Source organism: Kribbella sancticallisti (genome assembly GCF_039530625.1).
GTDB classification, from domain to species: domain Bacteria; phylum Actinomycetota; class Actinomycetes; order Propionibacteriales; family Kribbellaceae; genus Kribbella; species Kribbella sancticallisti.
In genome coordinates this window covers 1-9,136 of sequence record NZ_BAAAOS010000059.1, presented here as the reverse complement: position 1 = coordinate 9,136, position 9,136 = coordinate 1, and the positions used below count along the sequence as shown (strand labels likewise).

Annotated in this window: 8 protein-coding genes and 2 pseudogenes; 1 reads left to right on the top strand and 9 read right to left on the bottom strand. The window is 65.7% G+C overall.

From position 1 onward, the window contains the following. The 6 genes from ABD255_RS37825 to ABD255_RS43945 all read right to left on the bottom strand — a co-directional run. Nucleotides 1–878: NAD(P)-dependent oxidoreductase (locus ABD255_RS37825; RefSeq protein WP_344221623.1), on the bottom strand; the 878-nt coding region annotated here is incomplete at its 3' end. A 38-nt stretch (nt 879–916) separates the two neighbouring features. After that, on the bottom strand, nt 917–1,765 hold the full coding sequence (locus ABD255_RS37820; RefSeq protein ID WP_344221622.1) for a carbohydrate ABC transporter permease: 849 nt from the start codon (nt 1,763–1,765) through the stop codon (nt 917–919). Continuing rightward, complete coding sequence (locus ABD255_RS37815) at nt 1,755–2,576, bottom strand: carbohydrate ABC transporter permease (RefSeq protein ID WP_344221621.1); 822 nt, start codon at nt 2,574–2,576, stop codon at nt 1,755–1,757. Before ABD255_RS37815 ends, ABD255_RS37820 begins: the two co-directional genes overlap by 11 nt. A 162-nt stretch (nt 2,577–2,738) precedes the next feature. Further along, on the bottom strand, nt 2,739–4,085 hold the full coding sequence (locus tag ABD255_RS37810; RefSeq protein WP_344221620.1) for an ABC transporter substrate-binding protein: 1,347 nt from the start codon (nt 4,083–4,085) through the stop codon (nt 2,739–2,741). Nucleotides 4,086–4,558: 473 nt separating this feature from the next. After that, on the bottom strand, nt 4,559–4,684 hold the full coding sequence (locus ABD255_RS43950) for a hypothetical protein (protein WP_425554637.1): 126 nt from the start codon (nt 4,682–4,684) through the stop codon (nt 4,559–4,561). A 274-nt stretch (nt 4,685–4,958) separates the two neighbouring features. After that, entirely contained in the window at nt 4,959–5,348 is a 390-nt protein-coding gene (locus ABD255_RS43945; protein WP_425554636.1) for an IS110 family transposase, read from the bottom strand. Between ABD255_RS43945 and ABD255_RS37800 the strand changes: the two are divergent. Next, nucleotides 5,348–5,518, top strand: a pseudogene (locus ABD255_RS37800) (IS3 family transposase); the annotation flags it as partial. The gene ABD255_RS43945 and the pseudogene ABD255_RS37800 overlap by 1 nt on opposite strands. Before the next feature lie 153 nt (nt 5,519–5,671). Here the strand turns inward: ABD255_RS37800 and ABD255_RS37795 are convergent. The 3 genes and pseudogenes from ABD255_RS37795 to ABD255_RS37785 all read right to left on the bottom strand — a co-directional run. Then, nucleotides 5,672–6,817 (bottom strand): annotated as a pseudogene (locus ABD255_RS37795) (IS3 family transposase). A gap of 745 nt (nt 6,818–7,562) precedes the next feature. Continuing rightward, a complete protein-coding gene (locus ABD255_RS37790) occupies nt 7,563–8,813 on the bottom strand; it encodes an MFS transporter (RefSeq protein WP_344221618.1) in 1,251 nt (416 codons plus the stop codon). 115 nt (nt 8,814–8,928) lie between these two features. Next, on the bottom strand, nt 8,929–9,136 hold a 208-nt coding region (locus ABD255_RS37785; RefSeq protein WP_344221617.1), incomplete at its 5' end, for a hypothetical protein.

The following is a 9,136-nucleotide window of genomic DNA, read 5'->3' as shown; positions in this document are numbered from 1 at the left end:
GCCCAGGCGACCGGATCGGCGGCCGGCTTCGTCTGGGGTGGCAAGGAGCTCCCGAACGCCGGCCACACCGCCCGCATCAGATCGAACGAGAGCGCGGTGGTCGGCAGCGACAGGGACGCGCCATCCGCCTCACTGAGCACCGCCCGCAGATCCTTCAGCAGGATGTCCAGTCCGTTGCCGTCACCCTCCCACCACTCCCGCACGTGATCCCAGTTGCGGGCGATCCAGCTGTCCGCCACCGAGTGGCACAAGATGTCCTGGAGATCCCCGTGATCGATACCGAAGGCCGAGCCGAGCCTGAGAGCTTCGAAGACGCCCATCATGTTGACGCCGTAGATCAGCTGCACCGACAGTTTCGCCGCCTGCGCGACCTCCGGACGCTCCGAGACCACCACGGTCTTGGAGCCCGCGGCCTCGAACAGCGGCCGGACATCGGCCACCGCCGAGCGCTCACCAGCCACCATGAAGGTCAAGGTCCCGGCGTCGGCGCCCCAGGGACCACCGCTGAGCGCGGCTCCGACCGGCCGGAGTCCTCCGTCGGTCAGCCGCCCGGCCAGGTCCCGCATCACCGAGGGTGCGATCGTGCTGGCGACGATCACCGGCAAGCCGGCCGGAGCCTGGCCCAGCACACCGCCCGGCCCGGTCAGCACCTCCTCGTTCTGCTGCGCCGTCCGAACGACACTGATCAGTCCCGCTGTGGCTTCGGACGCCACGGCACCGGGATCGCTGACGATACGAACGCCACCGTCGGCGGCCTTCCGGCAGGCGGCCTCGACCGGATCGAACGCCGCCACGTCGTAGCCGGCCTTGGCCAGATTGGTCGCGATCCCCGCGCCCATCGCCCCGAGCCCGATGACTCCGTAGGTCTGCTGCACCATCTCACTCCTCGCTGGTCTGTTCTGGTCGCTTGCCGGGCTCACCCCTTCACCGCACCTCCGACGCTGTCCACGAACCGTCGCTGGGCGATCAGGAAGAAGACGACCGGCGGCACCGTGAAGATGACGGTGGCCGCCATCACCACGTCCCACGGGGTGTCGAACATCCCGAAGAAGGAAGAGAGCCCGATGCCTCCCACCCAGTTCTCACTGCGGGAGACCACGATCCGGGCGAAGAGGAACTCCTGCCACGCCCAGTTGAAGGAGAAGGCGGCGGCCGCGGCGACACCGGGAAGCGCGACCGGGAAGGTGATCCGCCGCAGTACCCCCAGCCAGCCGCAGCCGTCGACCATCGCGGCCTCCTCCAGCTCCGGAGGGACGGTGCGGAAGCTGGCCGACAACATCCAGGTCACCACCGGTAGCGTGAACGCGACGTTGCCCAGCACCACGGCGACCAGCGTGTCGAACAGGCCGAGCGCGTTGATGATCGTGAACAGCGGAACCATCAGGACCACCGGTGGAACCATTTGGCTGGACAGGATCAACATCGTCGACGCGGTGACCGCGCGGGAGCGGAACCGTGCGATCGCATAGGCCGCGCCGGCCCCGAGTAGCAACGAGATCGCGGTGCTGGTCAACGCCACCACACCGGAGTTCCGCAGCCAGGTCAGGATCTCGCCGTCGCGGCCGGCCTGCTCGAAGCCGGCCGTGGTGAAACGGGACGCGTCGACGATCGGTGGATAGTTGAAGCGCAGGGAGTCCGGCTGGATGGCCTGGATCAGCATCCACAGGAACGGGAAGATGACCGCCAGGGCGAGCAGCCAGGTGGCACCGGTGAGCAACCCCGATCCCAGCCTCGCGATCCGGACTCCGTCCGGTTTACGCGTCATCTTTGGCCACCTTCCGGTAGATGATCGTCAGCAGGATCGAGACCGCCAGCGTGACCATGCCGACCGCGGCCGCGCCGTGCAGGTCGAACTGGTTGAAGCCCTTGAGATAGGTCAGCAGCACCAGCGTTTCGGTGGCGCCGCCCGGCCCGCCTCCCGTGGTCAGGAAGATCACGATGAAGGCCCGACCGAAGATCCAGAGGGTGAGCAGCAGGGTGACGGCACTGGTGGTGTGCCGCAGACCGGGCAGCGTGACGTGCCGGAAGCGACGCAGCGGTCCGGCGCCGTCGATGGCCGCCGACTCGTACAGTTCCTTCTGGATCGCCTGCATCCCGGCCAGCATCATGATGGCCGCGAGCGGGAAAGTCTTCCAGATCTCGATCACCGACACCGTCACGAGTGCCGACCCCGAGCTGAACGGGTTGGCGACCTGGTCGATGCCGAAGAACGTGAGTGCATAGGTCAGTACGCCGTACTGCGAGTCCAGCATCCAGCGCCAGATCAGCGCGGTGGCGACGAAGGGCATCGCCCACGGCATGATGAACAGTGAGCGCAGGACCGCGATGCCGCGAACACTCCGGTTGAGCAGGAGAGCGGTGCCCATTCCCGCGGCGATGCTTCCGGCAACGACGGCGATCGTGTACTGGATGGAGATGAACGCCGAGCGGTGGAACTGCGGGTCGGTGAGCAGGTCTGTGTAGTTGGCCAGCGTGAAGCCGGCCACGTCGCGGCGGGTGAAGCTGAGGCCGCCTGCCTGCCACAGCGGCCAGAGGAACAGCAGCGTCATTGCCAGGACGGTCGGCAGCAGGAACATGACGACGGCCTGCTTGGTCCGCCTAGGATCACGACTTCCCAGCGGCCGGTTCTGGCCGCCGGGTGCGCGTCTGCCGGCGGGCCCCTCCGGAACGTCGCGTCGGACCTGCTGCAGGGACTGCATCGCCTCGCCTTTCGTGCGATCTGCCGTGCGAGGCACCGGTCAGGACCCGTCGAGAATCTTGGTTAGGTCCTGCTGCAGGGCTTGGGCGGAGTTCGCGGGGGTGGAGTCGGTGAGCAGCATCCGCTGGTAGTGCTTGGCCACGGTGTCCTGAATCTGCGGAGCGACCTTCTCGTGTCCCTCCGGGGCCAGCGACTCCGCATGCGGGACCGCGTCGACCATGGTCTGGAACCAGGAGTGCTGCGCGAGGAAGTCCTTGCTGACCATGCCGGGACGGGCCGGCACCTGCCACGACATCTCCACCAGGTTCTTCTGCCACTTGTCCTCGAGAGCCTTGAGGATCACCCTGGCGGCCGCGTCCTTGTCCTTGGCCTTCTTCGGGATCGCGAAGAAGCCGTTGGCGGCCGTCGTCCGCTCGGACCCGAAGGGCATCGGCACGGCGTCGAAGTCGGCGAACGCCTTCGCGTTCTTCGCCTTCACCGTCGCCATCACGAAGGCGCCGCAGACGATGCTCGCGATCTTGCCCTGGGCGAAGCCCTCGCGATAGTCGGTCTCGGTCTGCCCGGCCGGGATCAAGCCGTCGGCGTGCAGGTTCTCGATGAACTCGAGCGCCTTGACCGTCTCGGTGCCGTTCGCCGTCGCTTTGCCGTCCGTCACGAAGTCTCCGCCGAAGCTCTTCACGATCGGGACGAGCTCACCGTAGGTCGGGAAGGAGGCGGCCGAGGCGGACATGGTCGCGAACCCGAACTGCTGGGCCGACTTGTCGCGGAGCTTGCGTGCCATCGACAGCACCTCGTCCGGGGTCGTCGGCGCCTTCAGGCCGTTCCGTTCCAGCAACCCGCGGTTGATGAACAGCACGCGCGGGTTGGAGACGTAGATGACCCCGTAGATCTTGCCGTCCGAGCCCCGCGCGATTTGGTTCGCCGGCACGAAGCTCTCGAGGTCGTATCCCGCCTCGGTCAGCCAGGGATCGAGGGGCTCCAGCAGTCCGGCGTCGGCCCAGGCGCGCATCTGCGGATCGAAGGGCGTGACCAGGTCCGGCGGACTTCCTGCGGACAGCAAGGTGAACATCTTGTCCTGGTACTCGCCGCCGGGAACCACCTCGTCGGTGAGCCGGAGGCCGGCGTTCTCCGCCTCGAACTCGGCCTTCAGCGCCTTCCAATACGGTGCGTTGTCCTGCGAACCCCAGACCCAGTTCGGGAAGTCCACCACCGAGTCGCCGCCGCCGACGGAACCGGCCGAGGGATCCGATTCGACCATGCAGCCGGTCACCAGCGCGCCCGCTGTCAGCAGCACCGTCAACCGGGTCCAGACCGGGGACCTGCGTCGGCGGCGTCGCCGCGTGTCCGCGCCCGCTCCGGTATCGCAGTTCTTGAATCGCCGACTCATCGGAAACACCGCCACTCAAATTAGGCCGGCAGTCAGCCGGTCGGTTCTTGAAGGCCAAGCGTCGGGGACAAGACCACCGAGTTGACCTCAGGTTGATCGTCCGTCGGTTGATTGTCTTGCGCTCATTGCACAGTTGTCAAGAGAATATTCTGGGTACTATCAGCACAATCAGTACAAGAACTGTACTGATGCGGACAGCATGCCCGCGGTCGCGCTGGCCCTGGGCACAAGCCAAACGATTGCTTGCCCCCCGCTCCCGATCAAGATCCCCGTGCAGTACGACAGCGGCTCCCGGCCGATCTGGCGGGGATAGCTAAGAGCTTTGGCGACCACGGCCGTGCGGTGGTTCCGCACTGTGCCTTGCGACTAGATCGGCACGACGGGCGATCATGGCGACCGATGTGTCGCGGCTGGCGGGGTCGTAGCTCATACGGGTGCGGACGATCACGTCGAAGGCGCGGTTGGGTTGCCGGTCACCTGAGCGAGACAGCCGTGGCGGCTGGTGTTGCCAGACGATGCTGGCAGTGAGCGATCCCGCCGAGGCAGGCGAAGGCGGCCTCGGACCGGACGCGTCCGTGGTGGGAGTAGGCGCAGACGATGATCGCGGTGGTGACCGGGCCGAGGCCGGGCAGTTCCTGCGGGCCAGGAGCAAGCTGTTCGGCCAGTAGTTGGAGTTCGCGGTGATTGTCTTAAAGTTGCTTGGTCTGTTCGGGGACGGCCAGAGCCAGTCGGCGGGCTTGCGGCGCGCGATGGGTAGAGGATCGGTTGCCGGATTGGTGCGTGTGGTGCGCCATGAGGCGATGGCGCGGACCTGCGTGTCGGTCGGCGGGTCCTGGCGTCGATGCCGAGGTCGGTGCTGCGCAGCATCGCGGTCTACGCGTTGCGGTTGGCAGTGCGCTGCTGATCGATGATCGATCGGGAGGTGAGGAGGATCCGCAGCGCGGCGCGTCGCCCGGTTCGGCGTGGTCGGGCGAGCCTGTTGTAGTCACGCCCGAGGGCAGTTCGTGCGGCAGCCTTGGCGTCCAATGCGTCGGACTTGCCGACGTGTGCATGGCTCGACCTTGGCGCGGGGCGAACCTCAGCGACCTCAAGGCCCTTTTCGAGCAGCGCGGCGGTGACGCTCGCGCCGTGGGAGGAGGTGCCTTCGACAGCGGCCAGGACACTGACGTCGGTGCGGCGGATGATCCAGGCGATCGTGCGGGTGTTTCCGGCTTTCGTGGCTGGGAAGGCCGCGATATCGACGGTTGCGCCCGCGCCTCTCAGCCAGCCACCTCACCGCGGGTGAGAACCGGGTCGCCAGGCTCTGCCGGCAAGAACGGATCTGGTTGATCCACGCCAAGAAGCGCGGCCTGAACCGCAAGGCCGGGCCACCCGTGCACGACGACCTGGTGAAGCGGGTCTTCACCGCGCCGGCACCCAACCGGGTGTGGTTGACGGGCGATGGGGGTAGCGAGTACCGGGGGGCCGTGGCTGCCTATGCCGTCGCATGTGGTTTGTCGGGAGCACCGCTGCAAAGCTCCGGTGTACAAGGCGCGTTTGCCACAGGGGACTGCCCCGAGTTCAGTTGACTCGCAGGGTGTGGTGGTTCAGGCCGCGAGTGCGACCGGTTGAATCATCTCAAACTCGATGGGTGTGAGTTTGCCGAGTGCGCGTTGTCGGCGTCGTCGGTGGTAGGTGGTCTCGATCCAGGACACCATCGCCAGGCGGAGTTGGGCGCGGGTGGTCCAGCGTTGCCGGTCCAGGACGTTCTTCTGGAGCAGGGCGAAGAAGGATTCCATCGCGGCGTTGTCGCCGCAGGCTCCGACTCTGCCCATCGAGCCGCGCAACTGGTGGGCTTTGAGGACCCGGACGAATTTCTTCGATCGGAACTGGCTGCCGCGGTCGCTGTGAACGATCAGTCCGGGTGCTGGTTCACGCAACGCGATCGCGTTGCGCAGCGCCGCCACGGCCAGTGAGGCTTTCATCCGCGAATCGATGGAGTAGCCGACGATCCGGTTGGAGTGCACGTCCTTGATCGCGCACAGGTACAGCTTGCCCTCGCTGGTGGCGTGTTCGGTGTCGGTCAGCCAGACCAGGTTCGGGGCCGGCGCGGTGAACACCCGCTTCATGAGATCGTCGTGCACCGGCGGGCCGGCTTTACGGTTCAGTCCGCGTTGCTTGGCGTGGACCGACCAGATCCGCTCCTGCCTGCACAGCCTCGCGACCCGGTTCTCGCCCGCGGTGACGCCCTTGGCGGGTAGTTCGTCGGCGATGAACCGGTACCCGAACCCCGGATCGTCGCCATGGATCTCACGAGCGGCGTTGATCAGGTGCGCATCGTCGAAATCGCGATGCGTGACAGGGTTTCTGCGCCATTTGTAGAACGCTTGCTTACTGAAGCCCAGCACCCGGCAGGTCACCACGACGGCGATACCGTCGACGGCAAGGTCAAGGGACCAGCGGATACGTCATTTTGGGTTGATGTCACGCGCGAAGTAGGCAGCGGCCCGGCGCAGGATCTCGTTTTCCTGCTCCAGTTGCCGAACCCGCTTCTTCGCTTCGCGCAGCTCGGTCGACTCCTGCTGAGTCGCGCCCGGACGGTTGCCGTCCTCGATATCGGCCAGTTTCAGCCAACGGCTCAGACACGACACGGAGATCCCGAAGTCCTTCGCGACCTGCCCGATCGGCGCCTCGCCCTTGCGGGCGACCGCGACCACATCACGACGGAACTCCAACGGAAACGCTTTCGGCATGACAGACATCCTTCCAGCAAGGACCCATGTCCTCACAGATCAGGAGTCAACCGAACCAGGGGCAGTCCCCGGTGCCAGATCTTTCGAGCAGATCTGAAGTGTTAGCGAAGCTGCAGTGGAAATGGCAAGTTTGCCTTTGCGTGGCATCGACGCCGGTGTCCGGCGTCGAGCCTGCGGCCGCAGGTGCTATCGGTGGAGGTGAAATATGAGTTCCAACCGCGACATGTGAGCTGTTCTTGATGGTGCAGGCCGGACTCGACGTCCGGCCTTCACCAATCGACGATCGGCGAACTGTCGCGACGCACTGTGGTGAGGCTGCGGTCGCCGCGCTACTACGAGGAGCAGAGCATGCACAGCTCCGTACGCACCGCCAGCGGTCATTGAGAGTACCCGGAGTATGCAGTGGACCGGTGATCCTAGTCCAGCAACTGTTCGCGGCCGGCGTCCACAGCGAGAAGATCCCAGAGACCCTCGCATGCGCCACAGGTGCTGCGAACGAACGAGCAACGCCAAGCTCACGTGCGATCTGACCGCTGAATGCTGCCGGATCGACGCAGCGATCAGTGATCTGATCCGCTCTCAATCGCGATTCTCGGCGAGAGAATCCGCGCCGCGTCGGACGAGCTCGACTGGAAGGTCACCGCCGGCAACTCCTCGCCGTACACGACGACTGCACACCGGGGACCCCCAGCCAGGATGGCACGTATGTCGAAGCTCGTTGAGCCGGCGCGGAGTAGCCAACTCATCAAGACTGGAGCGGCGAATCGCTCGATACTCGGCTGATGTTGCCTGAGCGATGCCACATCACTGCGAGCGGGATGGCAGCGAGGACTCCAGCAAGCCCGAACCACCCGACCGTCTGGACCGCGTCGGTGTGGTCCGCGATGACCCCGGCCAGGAGCGGGCTGAGGCCGGTGACAGTTGTCAGGCCGGCATTGGACAGACCAAGGATCGTGCCCCGCCGGGAGTCAGGGATCCGGAATGTGATCGCCGCAGTCGTCTGCATCACCACGCTCGTTCCCAGTGCACCGGCGAGCACAAAGAGCACGACAGAAAGCAGCAGTCCAGGCCTCAACAAGCAGATCGCCACCGGCACCGCGGCGGCGACGACGAGCGGCCCCAGAAGTCTCCTGCGCCACGGCTCTGGCACCCATCGGCTGAAGACCATGGCGCCGACGATGCTCCCCAGCGGATCCGCAGCCAGGATCAACCCAGCCGTGACCGAGCCTTCCCCGAGCACGGCAGCGTACGGAACGGCCAAGCCTTCGTACACAGTCACCAGCGCCATCAGCCACAGCATCAGTACGAGGACTCTCGTCTGCCGCTCACCAAACAGCAGGCCCCAGGACTGTCCCATCGATGCTCGCGAACTCGACCGTCGATCTGGCAGGTCCTCGGCCGGCCGGTCGGCGGCGGGCCGTCGTGTCAGCAGGAGCCGAATCAGCAACGCCGAAACGAAGAACGAAAACCCATCAAGGACCAGCACCAGGTGGGCGTTCAGCAGGGCAATCAGCAGGCCACCACCGGCGAACCCCACCATCTGAAAGAACTGGTTGGTGACGCTGCGGATCGCCAGACCAGTCAGATAACGCTCCTCGCCGAGCACCTCCGGGAGCAACGCCAGCTGCGCGGCCTTGAACACTGGCTGTAGTAGCGACACCGCCCCGACGAGCACACAACAGGTCCAGAACGGTGTTGCAGGGATCGCCACAGGCAGAATCAAGGCACCCCGCAGTCCGTCGATCCATGCCATCAGCTCGCGCCGCGGGACGCGATCAGCAAGTCTGGTCAGGGCAATCCCACCAAGCAAGGAGGGGACGAACGTCAACGCGTAGGCCAGTGCGGTCAGCGCCGCCGATCCAGTGTCGGAGAAGACCAACACCGACAAGGCGACGCGAGCCAGCTGATCACCAACAACAGACTGACCTTCCGCGAGCCAGATGGCGCGGAACTCGCGCACTCCGAACACTTCCCGGTAGCTGACGTTCGGCGCCATCAACCGCTCCTCACTGCCTTCCCCTTCTCTGCGATCGCAGGGTAACTGGGATCAAGTCGACTCGACCGTCCTTTCGACGACACTCGAAGAAACCCACGACTGCGACAGCCGCAGATCATCCATGCTGCTCAGTCCCTGGTGTCCCGCTCTTGTTCTGGGCGCGTTCGGCCTTCCTTGCTGCGGATTGTCTGGAGGCGCGCCAGTTCGTTTCCGGAAGCTCGGGTGGGCCGGGGAGGAGCTCACGGACGATGGTGGCGCCGGGGGCCCATGCGGCGTCGGGCAGCTTCCCCATGACGTCGGCGTATACCGACCGGATGACCTCG